The 17,944-nt window shown below is 71.5% G+C and carries 18 protein-coding genes; 10 read left to right on the top strand and 8 right to left on the bottom strand.

Annotated elements, in window-relative coordinates:
- Both QJR14_08035 and QJR14_08040 read left to right on the top strand, forming a co-directional pair.
- The coding region (locus QJR14_08035) for a hypothetical protein (GenBank protein ID MDI3317546.1) at positions 1 to 562 on the top strand (562 nt) is incomplete at its 5' end.
- A gap of 227 nt (positions 563 to 789) precedes the next feature.
- Entirely contained in the window at positions 790 to 1,032 is a 243-nt protein-coding gene (locus QJR14_08040) for a type II toxin-antitoxin system prevent-host-death family antitoxin (GenBank protein ID MDI3317547.1), read from the top strand.
- A 25-nt stretch (positions 1,033 to 1,057) separates the two neighbouring features.
- Here QJR14_08040 and QJR14_08045 read toward each other — a convergent pair whose 3' ends face one another.
- The 8 genes from QJR14_08045 to QJR14_08080 form a co-directional block, all read right to left on the bottom strand.
- On the bottom strand, positions 1,058 to 2,134 hold the full coding sequence (locus QJR14_08045) for an ATP-binding cassette domain-containing protein (protein ID MDI3317548.1): 1,077 nt from the start codon (positions 2,132 to 2,134) through the stop codon (positions 1,058 to 1,060).
- A 29-nt stretch (positions 2,135 to 2,163) separates the two neighbouring features.
- Positions 2,164 to 3,072: a CbiQ family ECF transporter T component gene (locus tag QJR14_08050; GenBank protein ID MDI3317549.1), complete on the bottom strand. Its 909-nt coding sequence runs from the start codon at positions 3,070 to 3,072 to the stop codon at positions 2,164 to 2,166.
- Positions 3,069 to 4,082 carry a cobalt transporter CbiM gene (gene cbiM / locus QJR14_08055; GenBank protein MDI3317550.1) on the bottom strand — a complete coding sequence of 338 codons (1,014 nt, stop codon included), beginning with the start codon at positions 4,080 to 4,082 and terminating at the stop codon, positions 3,069 to 3,071. Before cbiM ends, QJR14_08050 begins: the two co-directional genes overlap by 4 nt.
- 43 nt (positions 4,083 to 4,125) lie before the next feature.
- Entirely contained in the window at positions 4,126 to 4,551 is a 426-nt protein-coding gene (nikR, locus tag QJR14_08060; GenBank protein ID MDI3317551.1) for a nickel-responsive transcriptional regulator NikR, read from the bottom strand.
- Positions 4,552 to 4,787: 236 nt separating this feature from the next.
- Entirely contained in the window at positions 4,788 to 5,405 is a 618-nt protein-coding gene (locus QJR14_08065; GenBank protein MDI3317552.1) for a hypothetical protein, read from the bottom strand.
- A gap of 145 nt (positions 5,406 to 5,550) precedes the next feature.
- Entirely contained in the window at positions 5,551 to 6,486 is a 936-nt protein-coding gene (locus tag QJR14_08070) for an ABC transporter permease (protein ID MDI3317553.1), read from the bottom strand.
- Between the two features lie 75 nt (positions 6,487 to 6,561).
- The gene (locus tag QJR14_08075) at positions 6,562 to 7,515 is read right to left on the bottom strand and encodes an ABC transporter permease (protein MDI3317554.1); all 954 of its coding nucleotides are present in this window, start codon (positions 7,513 to 7,515) and stop codon (positions 6,562 to 6,564) included.
- Between the two features lie 112 nt (positions 7,516 to 7,627).
- Positions 7,628 to 9,328 carry a peptide ABC transporter substrate-binding protein gene (locus QJR14_08080; GenBank protein ID MDI3317555.1) on the bottom strand — a complete coding sequence of 567 codons (1,701 nt, stop codon included), beginning with the start codon at positions 9,326 to 9,328 and terminating at the stop codon, positions 7,628 to 7,630.
- A 520-nt stretch (positions 9,329 to 9,848) separates the two neighbouring features.
- On the opposite strand from QJR14_08080, the gene ribD reads away from it, so the two are divergent.
- The 8 genes from ribD (at position 9,849) to QJR14_08120 (ending at position 17,842) form a co-directional block, all read left to right on the top strand.
- Positions 9,849 to 11,030, top strand: coding sequence for a bifunctional diaminohydroxyphosphoribosylaminopyrimidine deaminase/5-amino-6-(5-phosphoribosylamino)uracil reductase RibD (gene ribD, locus QJR14_08085; protein MDI3317556.1), 1,182 nt, complete (start codon positions 9,849 to 9,851; stop codon positions 11,028 to 11,030).
- Positions 11,015 to 11,614, top strand: a complete 600-nt coding sequence (locus QJR14_08090) for a riboflavin synthase (protein MDI3317557.1) — start codon at positions 11,015 to 11,017, stop codon at positions 11,612 to 11,614. Before ribD ends, QJR14_08090 begins: the two co-directional genes overlap by 16 nt.
- A gap of 38 nt (positions 11,615 to 11,652) precedes the next feature.
- The gene (gene ribA / locus QJR14_08095; GenBank protein MDI3317558.1) at positions 11,653 to 12,831 is read left to right on the top strand and encodes a GTP cyclohydrolase II; all 1,179 of its coding nucleotides are present in this window, start codon (positions 11,653 to 11,655) and stop codon (positions 12,829 to 12,831) included.
- Between the two features lie 238 nt (positions 12,832 to 13,069).
- Positions 13,070 to 13,567: a 6,7-dimethyl-8-ribityllumazine synthase gene (gene ribH / locus QJR14_08100; GenBank protein MDI3317559.1), complete on the top strand. Its 498-nt coding sequence runs from the start codon at positions 13,070 to 13,072 to the stop codon at positions 13,565 to 13,567.
- A 135-nt stretch (positions 13,568 to 13,702) separates the two neighbouring features.
- Positions 13,703 to 14,185 (top strand): hypothetical protein, encoded by a 483-nt coding sequence (locus tag QJR14_08105; GenBank protein MDI3317560.1) that lies wholly within the window; start codon positions 13,703 to 13,705, stop codon positions 14,183 to 14,185.
- Between the two features lie 324 nt (positions 14,186 to 14,509).
- Entirely contained in the window at positions 14,510 to 15,613 is a 1,104-nt protein-coding gene (locus tag QJR14_08110; protein MDI3317561.1) for a Zn-dependent alcohol dehydrogenase, read from the top strand.
- Between the two features lie 22 nt (positions 15,614 to 15,635).
- Positions 15,636 to 17,486 carry an aldehyde ferredoxin oxidoreductase family protein gene (locus QJR14_08115; GenBank protein ID MDI3317562.1) on the top strand — a complete coding sequence of 617 codons (1,851 nt, stop codon included), beginning with the start codon at positions 15,636 to 15,638 and terminating at the stop codon, positions 17,484 to 17,486.
- Between the two features lie 56 nt (positions 17,487 to 17,542).
- The gene (locus QJR14_08120) at positions 17,543 to 17,842 is read left to right on the top strand and encodes a MoaD/ThiS family protein (protein ID MDI3317563.1); all 300 of its coding nucleotides are present in this window, start codon (positions 17,543 to 17,545) and stop codon (positions 17,840 to 17,842) included.
- Positions 17,843 to 17,944 lie beyond the last annotated feature (102 nt).

A 17,944-nucleotide genomic window follows, 5' to 3' on the forward strand; every position in this document is an offset into this window, starting at 1 on the left:
GCCCGTGCTCCTGGGCGACCCGGCCCGCCTGGGCGGCGCGACGCCGCCGTCCGGCGCCGCCTGGCTGCTGCGCGACGCCGGGATGACGGCGACCCGTCACCTGCTGGAACGGACCTTCGCCCCCGGGCCGGCGGGCGAGCTGGTGACGGGCGAGGTCTGGGCGAACATGGCTCCGGGCACGGTGCAGGGCGGCTCGCTCCGCATCCGACAGCCCATCTTCTACGGCCAGGGTCGCCTCTTCATCCTGGCCGAGCCGCCCTTCGCCGAGGGCGAGCGATACTGGGCGCAGGTGCCGCTCTGGGCGGACGGGACCACCTACCGGCTGGCCTTCTTCCGCCGCCTGGGCGGCGACGCCGGCGAGGCCACGGTGGTGCGGACGGAGGTGCAGCGCCGCGCGCCGGACGGCTCGGCGACGGTCGCCCTGGAGGCGCTCCTGCCGCCGCCGGAGGGGTCGCCTGCGACGGCGCGCCAGGAGGGCCGCTTCACCTTCCACCTGGTGCCCGCCGGCGACGGGACGCTCCGCATCGACGACGTCCAGACGCCGCCCTGCAACTGCGAGTGAAGGCGTGCCCCGCCGGCCGCGGCCGGCGGGGCGGCGGTCCGGGCGTCGGAGAGCCCGAAGCCCCGTCGGACTGTCGGCGGCCGCATGCCCGGCCCTGGCCAGCCCCCCACCGACCCCATGCGGACGGGGGCGCACAGTTGTCCAAGGCCGCGGCCAAGCAGGTGGACGGCGCGGGTGACGGCTTTAGACTGGTCTTCGACCAGTCGAAGGGGGGAGAGACGGCGGGCATGTCGCGACAGGTGGGAGCCTACGAAGCCAAGGCCAAGCTCTCCGAACTGCTCGACCGTGTCGCGCGGGGCGAGCGGTTTACCATCACGAGGCACGGCGTGCCCGTGGCCGAGTGGGTGCCGGTGGCGCACGGGCGGCCCGCAGAGGAAGTCGCCCGGGAGATCCGGGAATTCCGCAGGGGACGGCGCCTGGGGAAGGATCTGACGCTCCGCGAGCTGATCGAGACGGGGCGCGACGCATGAGGGCGCCGGGCTGCGTCCGGCCCCGCTACCCCTCCCCCGAGAGGAGGCGGCGGAGCGCTTCCTCCTCGATGCGGCCGGCCAGCACGTCGCGCCCCTCCACCCGCACCACCGGGATCTCCAGGAAGTAGCGCTCGTGCAGCGCGGGATCCTCCTCGATGTTCCGCACCTCCAGCGCCAGCAGCCGCCCGCGCCGCTCCAGCTCGCGCGCCAGCCGGCCGAGGAGCGCCTCCGCCTCCTCGCAGAGATGGCAGCCCGGCCTGCCGAGGAGCGTCACGCGCATCGTCCCCCGCATCCCGGGCTCCCCTGCGTCCCGCGGTCTCGAGCCTCCTCCCCTCGCCCGCGTCGCGGCGCGCCGCCCCGAGACCAGGTTGGCCCCGACCAGCATCTCCTCGTCTTCCAGCACCCGGTCCACCGGACCTGCCGCCACCAGCCGGTGGTCCTCCCCCAGGACCGCGGCCCGGCCCGCCAGGAAGCGCGCGCTCTCCAGATCGTGCGTCGCCACCACCAGCGTCTTCCCGGTGGCCGCCAGCGTCCGCAGCAGGTCGATCATGGCGTCCTGGCTGCGCGGGTCCAGGGCGGTCAGCGGCTCGTCCAGGAGGAGCACCTCCGGGTTGGAGGCGAGCACGGCGGCCAGCGCCACGCGCTTCTTCTCGCCGCCGCTCAGGCGGAAGGGCGGGCGGTCGGCCAGCTCCTCCAGCTCCAGCAGGCGGAGCACGTCGGCGACGCGCCGCTCGACCTCGGACGCGGGGAGACCCAGCTGGACCGGCCCGTAGGCCACCTCCTCGCGGACGGTGGCGTTGAAGAGCTGGCTGTCCACGTTCTGGAAGAGGACGCCGACGCGGGCCCGGAAGGCCGGTCCGAAGGCGACGTCGTCGAGGAGCGCCGGCGTCAGCTCCCGCCCCCAGGCCAGCACCCGCCCGCCCGACGGGAAGTCGAGTCCGGCCAGGAGCCGGAGGAGCGTCGACTTCCCCGAGCCGTTGGCCCCCAGGAGCGCCAGTCCCTCGCCGCGCCGGATCTCGAGCGTCACGCCGTCCAGCCCCGGGAAGCCGCCCGGATACCGGAACTCCACCGCCTCGGCGCGAAAGATCGCGCTCTCCGTCATCCCGTTCGTCCTCCCGCCACCGCCGCCGCTCACCCTTTTCGCAGCCCGTACCCGCGCGCCTTCATCGCCAGGTAGACCTCCTCCGCCACCTGCTGCGACCGGAGGAGGAGGACCGTCGCCGCCGCGGCCACGAAGCGCTGGCCCGCCCGGGCCGAGCGGGTGGCGCCGGCCACGCCTGCCGGTGGCGGCGCGACGGGCCGCGCCCGCCGCGCCAGGAAGAGCTCCTCCACCAGCCCCGCCAGCACCACCAGGTAGCGCTGGCTCATGGTGAGGAGCGTCACCAGGAGCCCGGGCACGCGGAGCGCCCGCAGCCCCCGCCCCAGCTCCGACCAGCGCGTGGTCCAGCTGAGGAGGAGCGCGAAGGCGAGCGAGTCGCCCACGCGCAGGAGGAGCAGGAGCGCCCCCTCCACGCCCGGGCGGGTCAGCGCCAGCGCTCCGGGCAGCGCGACGGGCCCCAGCCGGAGCGGCGCCGCCCCCGCGGCGCCCCAGAGCCGGAGGAGCGGCTCGCCCGGCGTCACCCAGCTGGTGGCGGCCGGCAGCACCGTGACGGCCGTCAGGAGCGGGAGGCCCAGCCAGACGCGGCGCAGGAAGCGCCCCACCGCCAGCCCCGAGCTGGCCGCCAGCACCGCCGCCAGCAGCTGGAGCGCCAGCAGCGCCGGCACCTGGTGCACGAGCCCCACGAGCAGGACCAGGGCGAAGAGGCCGACCAGCTTCCAGCGGGCGTCCACGCGGGCCAGCCAGCCGCCCCCCAGCTCGCCGCCCGCAGGCCCGCCGCCGAGCATGTCGACGAGGAAGGCGCGCGCCGCCTCCACCGTCTTCTCCGCGAAGCGCTGCCCGCCCATGCGGCGTCCCGCCACGGGCGGCGCTTCCTCGGGCGCGGCGGCGCCCCGGAGCCAGTGCGGAAGGGCAGGCGGCAGGCCGGTCGCCGGGTCGCTCATCGCGCCGTCCCGGACCCCGGGTGCGCCACCCGCCTCCTGCGGCCGGCGAGGAGCAGGCGGACGGCCAGCGCCACCAGGACGATGCCCAGGAGGACCACCAGCCAGGTGCCGGCCACCTCCCCCCAGCCGTGGCCGAAGCCGGGCAGCGCGTAATCGGGCAGCAGGCCGTGCCACGCGGAGGCCGCCTGGCGGATCCCCTCGGGAACGTAACCCAGCTGCGCCTTCAGCTCCTCCGCCCCCCACTCGCCCCAGGCGGTGCCGTGGGCGAGGAGGCCGAGCGGCGTCGACAGGACCAGGAGCCCGAGCCCCGCCCAGGCCCAGCGGGGCAGGCGCGCGCCCGTCGCCGCGTGCGGCTCGTAGAGCCCGGCGCCGCTCCGCACCAGGAAGCCGACCACCAGCCCGGTGACCACCGCCTCGACCGGCCCGGCCACCAGGAGGTGCGCCAGGAGCATGGCCGGGACGGCGACCTGGAGCGGGTAGGGCGCATAGAGCGGGGTACCGCTGGCGGAACGGAAGAGGAGCGGCTGGACTCCCAGCTCCACCCCCGTCGCCAGCGCCGCCAGGTTGATGCCGACGAAGGCGCCCAGCGCCGCCGCCCAGGGACGCCGCCCGGGTCGGCGGGCGCTGAGGAGCCGGTAGACCGCGTAGCCTGCCAGCGGCTCGAGCACCGCCATGTTGAAGACGTTGGCCCCCAGGGCGAGGAGGCCGCCGTCGCCGAAGAAGACCGCCTGCACGATGAGGACGACGGTCACCGCCAGCACGGCCGCCCAGGGTCCCAGCACCACCGCCAGGAGCGCGCCGCCCACCGCGTGGGCGGTGGTCCCGTCCGGCACCGGCACGTTCAGCATCATCAGCGCGAAGGCGAAGGCCGAGCCCAGGGCGATGGCCGGGACGTGGCGATCGCCGCTCTCCCGGCGGACGCGGGAGACGGCGTGCGCCACGAAGGGCGCCGCCGCGGCGCCCATCACCGCATACGTGGAGGGGCTCATGTACCCGTCGGGGATGTGCATGGGGGTCCACTTCCTTTCCGGTCATGGTCCGGAGAGGGTCCGGTCACGGCATGTCGTCGCCCACCGCCGTCACCAGCACCCGCCCGTGGTGGACTCCGCGCACCGTCCGCAACTGCTCGGCCACCTCCCGCACCTCGGCGGCCGGTCCCCGGAGGATGACCACCTCCAGGCAGTTGGCGGCGTCCAGGTGGACGTGGCTGGTGCTGACCACGAGCCGGGCGTGGTGGTGCTGGATCTCGGTGAGCTCGTCGGAGAGGCCGCTCTTCCTGTGGTCGTAGAGGAGGATGGCCGCCCCGGCCACCTCGCCCGACTCGTTGCGCCAGGCTTCTTCCACCAGGCGGTCGCGGACCAGGTCGCGGAGGGCCGCCGAGCGGTTGGCGTAGCCGTGGTTCCGGACGTAGGCGTCGAAACGGCCGAGAAGCGCCGCCTCCATCGAGACGCCGAAACGCTGCACGGGTCCTGTGTCCAATCGGCGGACCTCCCTGCGGGCGCGAGGGGCCCTCCCGCAGGCCCTTCGCGTAGCACGAATCATCTCATTCGTGTTATAGCAGGGTTTTCGCGGCCCGGACAGCGGACCCTGCGGGCTGTCGCTTGAGAAAGAAACGACGGCTGAAGGCGTGCGCAACCGCTCGGCGACCTCGCCTGGCCCCGCCGCTCCTGCATCCTCGCGTCCCAACCGAGATCGGCCCCGACGCGCGCCCGCCGTCAGGGCACACTGCCAGCCGCCACGGGCACGAGCGCGGCAGCCAACCCCATCAGAAAGCCGACCACCAGCTGGGCGGGCGTGTGCCGCCGGAGGGCGAGGCGGCTCGCAGCCACGGCCACGGCCAACGCGGTGCCCAGCGCGACCGCCGCCAGGCGCGGGACCGCGCCGACCCCGGCCGGCATCCACGCCGCCACGCCGGTCATCAGCCCGATCGCGCCGGTGTGGAGGCTCACCTTCCAGGCCAGCGTCAGGAGGGCCACCGCCGCCAGCCACGCCGCGACCGCCTCCAGGCTGGCCGCCAGGAGCGAGCCCGGCGCCCAGCGGCGGGCGATCAGCCAGCCCAGGGCCGAGCCCGCCCAGCTGACGGGCAGGTAGGAGAAGCGCTCGGTCCGGCTGACCAGCTCGGAGCCACCCCACCAGCCGCGGCGCTTCCCGGCGAGGAGGGCGGCCACCGGCAGCGCGACCGAGGCGACCCAGGCCGCAGCCGCCACGCGGGCCTCCCCGGGGCGAAGGACGGCCACCAGGAGAAGCCAGTAGCTCAACACCGCGTAAGGCTGGAAGAGCACCGAGAGGAAGCGTGCCCAGAGCGGACCGCCGGACGGATGCAGGACCGCCACCTTCCTTCCACCCGCACAGCGTACTCCTGCCGGGCCGGGATGGGGGCGTCCCCGTCGGCGCCCGTCCGGGCGACCGTCGCGCCGACGCCCCTGTCCCCGAGCGCGGAGATCGGATCCGTCGCGACGCCGGCGCGGGGCAGTCCCCTCACGCTGCCCGGTGGTCCACCGCATTCGGGTCCAGGGCGTCGCGCAACCCGTCACCCACGAGGTTAAAGGAGAGGACGGTCAGGAAGATCATCAGCCCCGGGAAGAGAGCCAGCCAGGGAGCCGACGTGACGTACGTCTGGGCGTCCGAGAGCATGGAGCCCCAGCTGGCCGTCGGCGGTTGAATCCCCAGGCCGAGCCAGCTCATCACCGACTCGATGATGATCGACTGGCCAACCGCCAGCGTGGCGTTGACCAGGAGCGAGGAGAGCGCGTTGGGCAGGATGTGGCGGAGGATGATCCGGCCGGTGGGCGCTCCCAGCGCCCGCGCGCCCTCCACGAACTCCCGTTGTTTAAGGGAGAGGAACTCCGCTCGCAGGATGCGAGCCGGATACATCCACTGCGTCAGGCCGATGATGACGATCAGGCCGGGGGTGGAGGGCGTGATCAGGACGGAGAGCACCAGCAGGACGAAGAGGTAGGGGATCGAGAGCGCCGCGTCGGTCACCCGCATCAGCAGGTTGTCCACGAGGCCCCCGGCGAAGCCCGCCACCGCGCCCACGGTCCCCCCCACCAGGATCGCCACCACCATGGCGAAGAAGCCGACCGCCAGCGAGATCCTCCCCCCGTAGATCACCCGTGAGAGGAGGTCGCGCCCCAGGTCGTCGGTGCCCATCCAGTGCTTCGGACTGGGCGGCACCAGCATGGCGCCCAGGTCCTGGGCGTCCGGCTTGTACGGGGCCACCCAGGGGGCGAGGACGGCGGCCAGCACCAGGAGGAGCAGGATCAGCCCGCCCGTGAGGGCCAGGCGGTGGCGGACGAAACGCCGCCCCACCTGCAGCCAGAGGGGCCGCCTCGATACGCTTCCGAGGGAAGGCGCCGTCGCCCCGACGGCCCCGGGTACTCCCGCCGGCTCCCGGATCGGAGTCTGCGCCATGTTTCCCCTCCTTCGCGGCCAAGATGGTTCCAGGTCGGAGCGCGCTGCCCCGGCCGGCGCAGGCCGTACGAGGCGCTACTCGTACTGGATCCTGGGGTCCAGCAACCCGTAGAGAACGTCCGCCAGCAGGTTGAAGACGACCACCAGGAAGGAGACGAAGACCAGGATCCCCATCAGTACCGGATAATCGCGCTTGGTCAGCGAGACGTAAAAGAGGTTGCCCATGCCGGGCCAGGCGAAGACGGTCTCCGTGATCAGGGCGCCGGAGAAGAGCGTCGGCATGTCCATGGCCAGGACCGTCACCAGCGGGATGAGCGCGTTCCGCAGCGCATGGCGCAGGACCACCGTCGCCTCCGCCAACCCCTTCGCCCTGGCCGTACGCACGAAGTCCTTGCCCAGCGTCTCCAGCAGGCTGGAGCGGAGATACCGGCTCCAGCTGGCGACGGAGTAGAGCGCCAGCACGGTCATGGGCAGGATCAGGTGGCGGAGGAGATCCGTCCACGAGAAGCCCATGCCCGGCGTCAGCCAGCCCTGGGCGGGCAGCCAGCCGAGGCGAACGGCGAAGAAAATGACCAGCATGATCCCGAACCAGAATGTCGGCATGGCGATGCCGAAATAGGCGAAAATCGTGAGGAGATAGTCGATCCAGGAGTACTTCCTCACGGCACCGACCACCCCGATGGGCACCGCCAGGATCACCGACAGCAGGAAGGACGGCAGCATCAGCGCCAGCGTGGCCGGGATCCGTTCCAGAATCCGCCCCAGCACGGGCTGACCGTTGACGAAAGAGGTGCCCAGATTCCCCTTCACGAGCTCGCCGAGCCAGGAGAGGTACTGGACATAGAGCGGCCGATCGAGGCCGAAGTAGTGCTTGAGGCGCGCCAGCCCTTCCGCCGTCAGGCCGGGGCTGTTCATGTAGGCGGCCAGCGGCCCGCCCGGCATCAGGTGCATCACGAAGAACGTGATCAGGCTGACGATGAAGAGGACCGGCACCGCCTGGATCAGCCGCCGAGCCAGATAGCGCCCCAATTCTCCACCTCCTCCCTGACCGGTTGGTGGAAAGCCCCCGCGTCAGCACGCCGCAGCGCGGCGGCCGGGCGGCGCGAGGCCGCCCGGCGTCGTCGCGCCCCCGTTGTTCGGGCTACTTCGTCTTCAATGCCCACTCCCACGAGTTCCAGGTGTCAGGAAGGACCGGACCGGGCTTGTAGCCGTCGATCCCGCGCGAAACGTCGATCTCCATGGGCGAGTAGTAGAAGAGCGCGGGCGGATCCTCGTAGGCCAGGATCCGTTCGAGCTGCGCGTAGATCGCCTTCCTCTGCGCCTGATCCGGCGTCCGCAGCTGCATGGCCAGGAGCTGGTCCACCTTGGCGTTGCTGTACTTGCCGAAGTTGCTCGGCGCACCTGTGGCGTACTGCACCTGCGTGCCGAAGTACGGATCGTAGGCGTTGGTGTACATATACTCGCCGATGTCGAACTGGCCCTTGGGCAGGATGGTGCCGAAGTAGGTGGTGGCGTCGTAGTTCCGAATCTGCAGGTTGACGCCGAGCTGCTTCCACTGTGCCTGGGCGATCTGCTCCGTCTGCGCCCGCCATGGGTTCTTGGCCGTGGTCGAGTATGTCAGCTTCAACTGCTGGCCGTTCTTGTACCGGTAGCCGTCCGCACCCTTCTTCCAGCCGGCCTCGTCCAGGAGCTGGTTGGCCTTGGCGGGATCGTAGGGAAGCGGCTTCAAGCCCGGGTCATAAGCCCAGGATCCGGGCGGCTGGTCGCCTGCCACGGTCGTACCCATCCCCTTCCAGACGTCCTTGACCAGCACGTCCCGGTCAAGCCCATACTCCAGCGCCTGGCGGACGCGCACGTCCTGCAGGATCGGGTTGCGCAGGTTGAGCACGGCGCTCTCGTAGGCCAGCTGAGGATGGACCACCACCTGGGCGCCGGGGATCGCCTTCAGCTGGGCGAGCTGCGTGATCGGCGCGAAGTAGTAGACGTTGACCTCTCCGGACTGCATGGCGGCCAAGAGGCTGTTCTGGTCGGGGATGATCTTGAAGACGATCTCCTTGGCCTTGGGCGCGCCCCGCCAGAAGTCGGGGTTGGCCACCACGGTGATGTGATCGCCCGACTTCCACTCCTTGAACTTGAAGGGGCCCAGGGTGACGGTGGGGGCCTTGTTGTAGGCCGCGGTCATGTACTGGTCGGGAGAGAGATCCTTGAACACGTGATAGGGCAGGATGAGCGGCGCCACCCAGGCGGAGGCGAAGGGCGCGAACGGCTCCTTCAGCCGGAACTGGATGGTGTGGTCGTCAATCATCTTGCTCGAGGCGATGTGGTCGAATCCCGCCGTCGTCCGGGGCGCCACCTTGGGGTTCATGATGAAGCGCCAGGTGAAATCCACGTCCTGGGCCGTGAAAGGCTGGCCGTCCGACCACTTGGCGTCGCGCAGGTGGAAGGTGTAGGTCAGGCCGTCCTTGGAGATGCCACCGTTCTGGACGGTGGGCACCTCCGTGGCCAGGTCCGGGATCAGCCGGCCGTGGTCGTCGACGGTGAAGAGGCCTGGGAACATCGTCAGCTCCACCAGCGTCGAGTAGGTCATGTTGGCGCCGATGGTCGGGTTGAGCAGATCCGGCTCCTCGTAGAGCCCGTCCACGATGGTACCCGCACCCTGGGCGGCTCCTCCCGCTCCGCCGGCCGGGCTGCCGCCCGTCGCGGGCGGGCTGCCCCCACCGCAGGCGGCGGTGGCCAGCGCCAGCGCCACCAGGAGCACCATCCCGCCCAGAGCGCCTCGCAGCCCTCCCCGGCGCGGCTGACCGTCCTTTCGCCCGTTTCCACGCAGCTGCACGTCCCCCACCACCTTCCGAATTCTGGAACGACGGCCTGCCGCAAGTTCCGGAATGTAGCGGCTCCAATACCACGCGGACCGGTCGATGTCCTCCTTGGTGCCGGCGATACGGGTTCCGCCGGTTTGCCGCCGAACCCACCGTTGCCATCCCCGGCCCCTTCGACTAGGATGACGACAAACCTACTCAGTACCTCCTTCGGGGCAGGGTGAGGGCGAAGGCCCAATTCCCGACCGGCGGTGAGGCGTCCGAGGCCCCTCGGGGCCGGGGCGACGAGCCCGCGACCCGCGCGAGCGGTGGAGTCCGGTTCAATCCGGCGCCGACGGTAGAGTCCGGATGGGAGAAGGAGGGCTCCTGAGGCGTGCATCCGCACGTCCGGGTCCCTGTGCTGGAACCGTGCCCCGGCAGGAAACCTCCTGGCCGGGGCACGCTCCTTCACGAGAGCGGGCGGGCTGCGTCTCGCCCTCTCCCCCGCCGGCTGTCCCTCTGTGGCCTTGCTCTCCCCTCCCCGAAGCCCGAGGAGGTGGCACCGTGGTCGAAAGCCCCGGCGACGAAGCCGGGCGCCGCTGGATGCGCCGGGCGCTCGAGCTCGCCGAGCGCGGGCGCGGGAGGACCCGGCCCAACCCGATGGTGGGGGCGGTTCTCGTCCGCGACGGCGAGGTGGTGGGCGAGGGCTTCCACGAGCGGGCCGGGGCGCCGCACGCGGAGGTCCGGGCGCTCGGGGCGGCGGGTGACCGGGCGCGGGGCTCCACGCTCTACGTGACGCTGGAGCCCTGCCGCCATTGGGGCCGGACGCCTCCGTGCACGCGGGCGCTGATCCGTGCCGGCGTGCGGCGGGTGGTCGCGGCCATGGAAGACCCCGATCCCCGCGTGGCCGGGCAGGGCCTGGCCGAGCTCCGCGCAGCCGGGGTCGAGGTGGCCGTGGGGCTGATGGGGGAGGAGGCCCGCCGGCTGAACGAGGCCTATCTCACCCACCGGCGGCTCGGGCGGCCCTTCGTGACGATGAAGTACGCCATGACGCTGGACGGGCGGATCGCGACCGCCGCCCGGGACAGCCGCTGGGTGAGCGGCGAGGCCGCCCGGCGGCGCGTCCACGAGCTGCGCGCCCAGGTGGACCTGGTGGCGGTGGGCGTCGAGACCGTCCTGGCCGACGACCCGCTCCTCACCGTCCGCCTGGCGGAGGAGGGGCCGGAGGGCAGGCCGAACCCCATCCGCCTCGTCCTGGACAGCCGGGCGCGCACCCCGCTCGAAAGCCGGCTCCTCGGGACGGCGGCGGAGGCGCCCGTCTGGATCGCCACCACCCGCCACGCGCCCGCCGAGCGGCTCGAGGCGCTCCGCGCCGCGGGCGCCGAGATCCTGCTTCTACCGGACCGCGACGGGCGCGTCGACCTCCGGGCGCTCTTCGCCGAGCTGGGGCGGCGGGGGCTTCTCCACGTGCTCCTGGAGGGGGGCGCCACGATCCACGGCGCCGCCCTGGCCGCGCGCGTCGTCGACCGCCTGATGGTCTTCGTCGCCCCTCGCATCGCGGGAGGAAGCGCGGCGCTCGGACCGGTGGGCGATCCGGGCGTCCGGCGGATGGCGGAGGCGCTCCGCCTCCGTCCCGTCGCCTGCGAGCCGGTGGGCGAGGACTGGCTGATCGTCGCCGAGCCCTTGGGAGAGCCGCCGGGAGACGGCACCGCGGAAGGGGGAGAGCCTGTATGTTCACAGGACTGATCGAGGAGCTGGGCCGCTGCCGCGCGGTGGAGGTCGGGCCGGGCGGCGGCTTCCTGGGGGTCGAGGCGCCCGGCTTCGGGGCGCACCCGGGCGAGAGCGTGGCCGTCAACGGGGTCTGTCTCACGGTGCTCGAGGCCGAGCGGGGTCGCCTCGCCTTCGAGGTGATGCCGGAGACGCTCCGCGTGACGACGCTGGGGCGCCTCCGCCCGGGCGCGCCGGTCAACCTCGAGCGGGCGCTCCGGCTCGGCGACCGGCTGGGCGGGCACCTCGTCCAGGGGCACGTCGACGGCGTGGGGGAGGTGGTGGCGCGCGAGCGCCAGGGCGATGCCTGGTGGCTCCGCATCCGCGCGCCGGAGGAGCTCCGCCCCTTCCTCGCGCGGAAGGGCTCCGTCGCCGTCGACGGCGTCAGCCTGACCGTCGCCGCCCTGGAGGAAGAAGTCTTCGCCGTCTCCCTCACCCCGACCACCGCCCGGAGGACCACGCTGGGCGAGCGCCGCCCGCGCGATCCGGTCAACCTGGAGGTCGACCTGCTGGCGCGCTATCTGGCGCGCCTCCTCGCGGGCGCGGAGGTGGTCCGGCCGTGAGCGTCGGCGAGAAGCTCCGGCAGCCGGCGTACGACCCGGTGGAGAGCGCGCTGGCCGCGCTCCGCCGGGGCGACCCGGTGATCGTCGTCGACGAGGCGGAACGCGAGAACGAGGGCGACCTGGTCCTGGCCGCCGAGGCCGCCAGCGCCGAGAAAGTCGCCTTCCTGCTCCGCCACGGGAGCGGCCTGATCTGCCTGCCCCTGACGGAGGAGCGTTGCGCCGAGCTCCGCCTGCCGCTGATGGTCGACCCGCCCGGGGACCCCATGGGCACCGCCTTCACCCTCTCGGTCGACGCCCGCGAGGGCGTCCGGACCGGCATCTCGGCCGAGGAGCGCGCCCGCACCGTCCGCACGGTGGTCGATCCCGCCACCCGCCCCGAGGATCTGGTCCGGCCCGGCCACGTCTTCCCGCTCCGCGCCCGTGCGGGCGGCGTGCTCACCCGCCGCGGGCACACGGAGTCGGCGGTCGACCTCACGCGCCTCGCCGGGCTCCGGCCCGCCGGCGTGATCAGCGAGATCCTCCGCCCCGACGGCCGCGTGGCGCGCGAACCCGAGCTCTTCCGCCTGGCCCGCCGGTTCGCCCTGCCGATCGTGCGCGTGGCGGACATCGTCCGCTACCGCCTCCGCCACGAGCGCGCCGTGCGGGAGGCGGGCTCGGCGGCGCTTCCTACGGCGCACGGCGAGTTCCGGGTCTACGCCTTCCGGGAGCTCTTCGCGCCCCGGACCCACCTGGCGCTGGTCCGCGGCCGCGTGGACGACGGGAGGCCGGTCCTCGCCCGCCTCCAAAGCGAGTGCCTGACCGGCGAGGCGCTCGGCTCGCTCCGCTGCGACTGCGGCCCCCAGCTGGATGCGGCGATGGAGGCGGTGGCGCGCGAGGGGCGTGGCCTCCTCCTCTATCTGCGCCAGGAGGGGCGCGGCATCGGCCTGGCCGAGAAGATCCGCGCCTACGAACTCCAGGATCAGGGGCTGGACACCGTGGAGGCCAACCTGGCGCTCGGCCATCCCGCCGACGCCCGCGACTACGGCGTCGCCGCCCAGATCCTCGGGGCGCTGGGCGTGCGGGCGGTCCGCCTGATGACCAACAACCCGGCCAAGGTGGAGGGGCTGCGCGCCTACGGGGTGGAGGTGGTCGAGCGGTTGCCGCTCCGGGTGCCGGCCTCGCCCTGGGCCGAAGCCTACCTGGAGGCGAAGCGGCGGAAGCTGGGGCACTGGCTCTGAGCGCTGGGGGGCGGGGCGGCTGGCGGTTGGCGGGGGCGGAGCGGAGGCCAGGGGGGTGTCCCCGGTGGCAGGACACGAACTGCTATCATGATGGCTCTGGTGCCATCATGATATCGTTTGCGGTCCCCCTTCGTATGGAACCCTCATGGCGCCCGCGACGCCGTCCCCGCGCACCGGCCGGCGCCCCCGACGTCGTCCCCGCGCGCCAGCGGCTGCAAACCAGAGAAGGAGGAACGCCATGGCGACCTTTGAAGGAAGCCTGACCGGCGACGGCCTGCGCCTCGCCGCGGTCGTCTCCCGCTTCAACGATCTGGTCACCGCCCGGCTCCTGGCCGGCGCCGAGGCGGAGCTCCGCCGGCACGGCCTGCCCGAGGAAGCGCTGGACGTCGCCTGGGTTCCGGGCGCCTTCGAGTTGCCGCTCGTCGCCCGGCGCCTGGCCGGCTCCGGCCGCTACGACGCCGTCATCGCCCTGGGCGCCGTCCTGCGCGGCCAGACCCCCCACTTCGACTTCGTCGCGGGCGGCGCCGCCCAGGGGCTCCTGCAGGCCTCCCTCTCCACCGGCGTCCCCGTGCTCTTCGGGGTGATCACGGCGGAGACGGTGGAGGAGGCGCTGGACCGCGCCGGCCTCCGGGCCGGCAACCGCGGCGCCGAGGCGGCCCGCGCGGCGCTGGAGATGGCCAACCTGATGCGGACGCTGCCGCCCGACCCGCGAGGCGCGGCGGCTGCCGGGGGGTGAACGCGGCCGCGACGACCGCTTGCACCGCTTCCGACCGCGGCGCCGCCTTGCCGGGCCACGTCGAGCTGCGGGGCGCTGGCGCCGGGCGTGGAGGTGCGGAAGGCCGTGTGCCTTCCTCTGGCGCAGGCGGCTGGGATGGAGGCGGATCGGCGCGCGGGCGCCGTGCTGCCGGGGACGCGCTTCCTGCTGCTCGACCTGCCCTTCTCCCACGACCTGAAGGCGCCGGCGCGGCGCATCGGCGACCTGCGGCGCGGCGGCTGGCAGCCGTTCCTCTTCGCTCCGGAGCGGCACCCGGAGGTCCGTCGGCAGGCGGAGCTGAGCCGCTACCTGCGCCAGGCCGGCGGTTGGCTGGCACTGGACGTCAACAGCCTGCTGGGCCGGAACGGAAACGGGGCGCGGGTGGCCGCCCTCCGCCTGGTCCGGCTGGGCTGGTACTCGTTCTGCGCGCCCTTCCTCGGCCACCCCGAGGGGCCGGTGGCGCCGCAGGAGGTCGCCGAGATCCTCCGCCGCGCCGAGCGCCGGCCATCCTGGCAGCCCGGCGAAGTGGAGACGCTGGCGACAGGGCGGCTGGCGCGGCTCTTCGGATTCACGGGGTCGGGCAGGTCGGAGGAACCGTAGCCTGCAGTCCTGCCCGCGCGTGGCTGCACAGGGTCGACGCCGTCCCGCGGCACGCGGCGCGAGGCCTGAACCGCACCGGCGTTGGACGGGTTCCCTCTCTTTTCCTCTTGACCCACGCTCCCCCACAGGTTCAAGCCTACAGCCCTACAGCTGTTGACCGCTTGACGAAAAGATCTACCACATGATAGCAATAACCTGACGAATGTGCGCGGTCGTCGCCAATCGCCCTCCACCTCGTACGGAGCGGTGACCTCCTCACGGCACGGCTTCTGGTTGTAGGCAACAGATTGTCGCACTTCACCGCTCCCACTCAAAAGCAGGGAGGTGCAGCCTGTGAAAGCCGCTGTTCTGAGGGAACCCAACACATCGCTGCAAATCGAGGACCTCGACTTGGCTGATCCGGGTCCGGGCGAGGTCCGGGTCCGCATGGTGGCCACAGGCGTCTGTCACACAGACGCCAGTGCCATCTCCGGTGCGATTCCCGTTCCCATGCCCATCGTGCTGGGGCACGAGGGCGCCGGAGTCGTCGATGCGGTGGGCCCCGGCGTGACCACTCTCCACGTGGGGGATCACGTGGTCCTCTCGGTCATGCCGTCCTGCGGCAAGTGTGCAAGCTGTGTCACCGGACAGCCGTGGCTCTGCCAGGTAGCGGCTCCCGTCCTGTTTGCAGGGAAGATGCTCGACGGGACATACAGGCTGAGGCAGGACGGCAGCGCTGTCAATCACTTCTTCGCGCAGTCCTCCTTTGCCGAATATGCGGTCGTGACCGAGCTGGGAGCCGCCAAAGTCCGTGACGACGCCCCTCTCGACGTTGTTGCACCGCTGGCCTGTGGAGCATCTACCGGGATCGGCGCGGTCCTGAACGCCGCGCATGTCGAACCCGGTGCCAGTGTGGCCGTGTTCGGGTGCGGTGGGGTGGGCTTGAGCGGCATCATGGCCGCACGCCTTGCCGGCGCCGATCCGATCATTGCCGTCGACGTTCTGCCGAACAAGCTCGAGATGGCAGCCTCATTCGGCGCTACTCACCTGGTCAATGCGGCTCAGGCCGACCCTGTCCAGCAGATACGCGATCTGACCCATGGCTTCGGCGTGGACTATGCCTTCGAGTTCATAGGCCGCAAGGATACCATGGAGCAAGTGATCGAGGCCATCCACCCCGGCGGGCACGCCTACATCGTCGGCGGCGCGCCTGTAGGAACGCGCTTCAGCGCGGATGCGTTGGGCTTTCTTTTTGGAAAGAACGTACACGGTGTGGTGGGCGGGTTCACGCGGCCGACGGTCGACATACCGCGGTTCGTCAACCTGTACATGAATGGGAAGCTTCCTCTGGATCGTCTCGTCAGCCGCAGGTATTCGCTCAGCGAGATCAACGACGCGTTCGAAGCCATGCACCACGGTGAAGTCGCACGCAGTGTCATCGTGTTCTAGAATCTCAAGGAGGTCTCGAGGCATGAGCCACGCGCGTCGCTATCTACGGGTCGACCTCGGTACCGGGCAGACCGAGATCTCGGAGGTTCCGGAGCGCTATCTCCGCCAATACGTCGGGGGAAGAGGACTCGCCGCCCGTTTCCTCTTCGACGAGGTCAAGCCGGGCACGGATCCTCTGGGACCCGGGAACAAGCTTCTCTTTGCAGCCGGTCCGCTGGCGGGAACGAGCGCATCGTCATCCTCCCGGTGGATGGCGGTGACCAAGAGCCCTCTCACGGGAGGTTATGGTCGGTCCTCCGGCGGCGGTGACTTCGGCGGTTACCTCAGGCGCAACGGGTACGACCTCGTCATCGTCGAGGGTCGGGCGGAGCGCCCGTGCTACGTCGAGATCGACGGCACCCACGTCCGGATCCACGACGCCGCGGATCTCTGGGGCAAGAGCACGACCGAGGCCCAGCAGCTCCTGCGCGATCGGCACGGCAAGGAAGTACGGATCGCATGCATCGGTCCGGCCGCAGAGCGGCTCGTGCGGTTCGCCGGCATCGTCAGCGACCGGAGGATCGCCGGCCGCAACGGTGTGGGTACCGTCATGGGTTCGAAGAACCTCAAGGCGATCGTCCTCCACCGGGGAGAGACTCCGAAGGTCCAGGACCGGCCGGAGTTTACGTCGGCTGTCAAGGAGCAGCTCGCCCACTATACGGGCGAGGTGTTTGAACAGTTCTCCGAGATGGGTACATGCATGGCGGAGTTCACCAACGTGACCGGAATCTTCCCCGTGAAGAACTTCCGTGAGGGCCAGCTCCCGAACTACGAGCAGACCATCGCTGGCCCCAACTACGTGCCCTACAAGAGGGGCAACAGTGGATGCCTGTCGTGCGCGATCCAGTGCGGGAACGTCTTCGAGGTCACGTCGGGGCCGTACGCCGGAGCCGTCAGCGAGGGTCCGGAGTATGAGTCGATCTGGGCGTTCAGCGGCATGGTCGGCGCGGACAACCCGGAGGCCACCATCCTGGCCGACCAGCTCTGCGACGACTACGGCCTGGATACCATCAGCACCGGCGCGACCATCGCATTCGCCTTCGAGCTTTACGAACGCGGCATCCTCACGCCGGAGGACACGGGCGGCCTCGAACTGACTTGGGGCAACCACGAGGTGATGATCGAGCTGATCCGCCAGATCGGCGAACGGAGGGGTCTGGGCGACCTCCTGGCGGAGGGCTCGCTGCGGGCTGCGCGCAGGATCGGCCGCGGAGCCGAGTCCTACGCCATGCATGTGAAAGGCCAAGAGCTCCCCGCCTACGACCCACGGGGCGCCAAGGCCCATGGCCTCAACCTGGCCACGGCCGCCACCGGTGCCAACCACAACATGGGATACGCGTCCCAGGAGGTGTTTGGCGTCCCCGTCCCCTACGCGGTGGACCGCTTCGAGGAGTCGGGGAAAGGTGCCCTCACCAAGTTCAACCAGGACATGACCGCCCTGTTCGAAACCGGCATCGCCTGCACCTTTCCGGTCTCCTTCGGCTGGATCGACGTTCCCATCTTCGGTCGCCTGATGAAGGCGGCTACAGGGATCGAGGAATTCGCCGAAGAGTCCTTCCTGTGGCAGGTCGGCGAACGCATCTGCAACCTGGAGCGGGCGTTCAACGTCCGCGAGGGGTTCGGGCGTCAGGATGACTACCTCCCGCAGCGGCTCCGTACCGAACCGCTGCAGAGAGGACCCGCCGAGGGGCATCGGGTGGAGAACATGGATCTCATGCTGGACGAGTACTATGCCGCCCGCGGCTGGGACAAGTTCGGGGTGCCCACGCGGGAGAAGCTTGCGCAGCTCGGCATGACGGACGTGGCCGAGGCCTTGGCGGCGGCACGCGCCTAGGGTGAGCGCCGACGCCGGTGGTCTTCGGGTGCGAGCTCTCGGGGGGGCTGCCTGGGATGGACGATCGGATCCCGCCGGCTGTGATGCAGGTCACGGTCTACCTGCATGGTGCCTTCCGCGCCCGGGCCGGATTCCGGTCGACCGTCTGCGACGTTCCGGCAGGTACGGATGTGCGCGGCCTCCTTCTCAGGCTCGACGAGCAGGCGTCTGAACCGATCTCCGAGCTCCTGACCGGAGCGGGCCACGACGCAGCCCGCGTCATGGTGAACGGGCGGTGGCTCACCGGTTCGGACTTGGGGATGCCCCTGGCGGACGGGGACCGAGTCGACCTCCTGATGGCCTTGGCAGGTGGTTGACGACAGAATGCCCGCTCCCCATGCAAGAATGCTGCCCCGGGCTTCCACGCGGCTGGTCCCGGGGCAGTAGTGTGCGTCCGCCGCTCGCCTTCGATGCGGCAA

It is taken from the genome of Bacillota bacterium (assembly GCA_029961055.1).
GTDB lineage: Bacteria > Bacillota > Sulfobacillia > JAIMAT01 > JAIMAT01 > JAIMAT01.

Bases quoted from the DNA above. Each gene is read 5' to 3' on its own strand.
- QJR14_08040 (MDI3317547.1), top strand. From the start codon at position 790: ATGTCGCGACAGGTGGGAGCCTACGAAGCCAAGGCCAAGCTCTCCGAA.
- QJR14_08045 (MDI3317548.1), bottom strand. From the start codon at position 2,134: ATGACGGAGAGCGCGATCTTTCGCGCCGAGGCGGTGGAGTTCCGGTAT.
- QJR14_08050 (MDI3317549.1), bottom strand. From the start codon at position 3,072: ATGAGCGACCCGGCGACCGGCCTGCCGCCTGCCCTTCCGCACTGGCTC.
- cbiM (MDI3317550.1), bottom strand. From the start codon at position 4,082: ATGCACATCCCCGACGGGTACATGAGCCCCTCCACGTATGCGGTGATG.
- QJR14_08070 (MDI3317553.1), bottom strand. From the start codon at position 6,486: ATGGCGCAGACTCCGATCCGGGAGCCGGCGGGAGTACCCGGGGCCGTC.
- QJR14_08090 (MDI3317557.1), top strand. From the start codon at position 11,015: ATGTTCACAGGACTGATCGAGGAGCTGGGCCGCTGCCGCGCGGTGGAG.
- ribH (MDI3317559.1), top strand. From the start codon at position 13,070: ATGGCGACCTTTGAAGGAAGCCTGACCGGCGACGGCCTGCGCCTCGCC.
- QJR14_08105 (MDI3317560.1), top strand. From the start codon at position 13,703: ATGGAGGCGGATCGGCGCGCGGGCGCCGTGCTGCCGGGGACGCGCTTC.
- QJR14_08115 (MDI3317562.1), top strand. From the start codon at position 15,636: ATGAGCCACGCGCGTCGCTATCTACGGGTCGACCTCGGTACCGGGCAG.
- QJR14_08120 (MDI3317563.1), top strand. From the start codon at position 17,543: ATGGACGATCGGATCCCGCCGGCTGTGATGCAGGTCACGGTCTACCTG.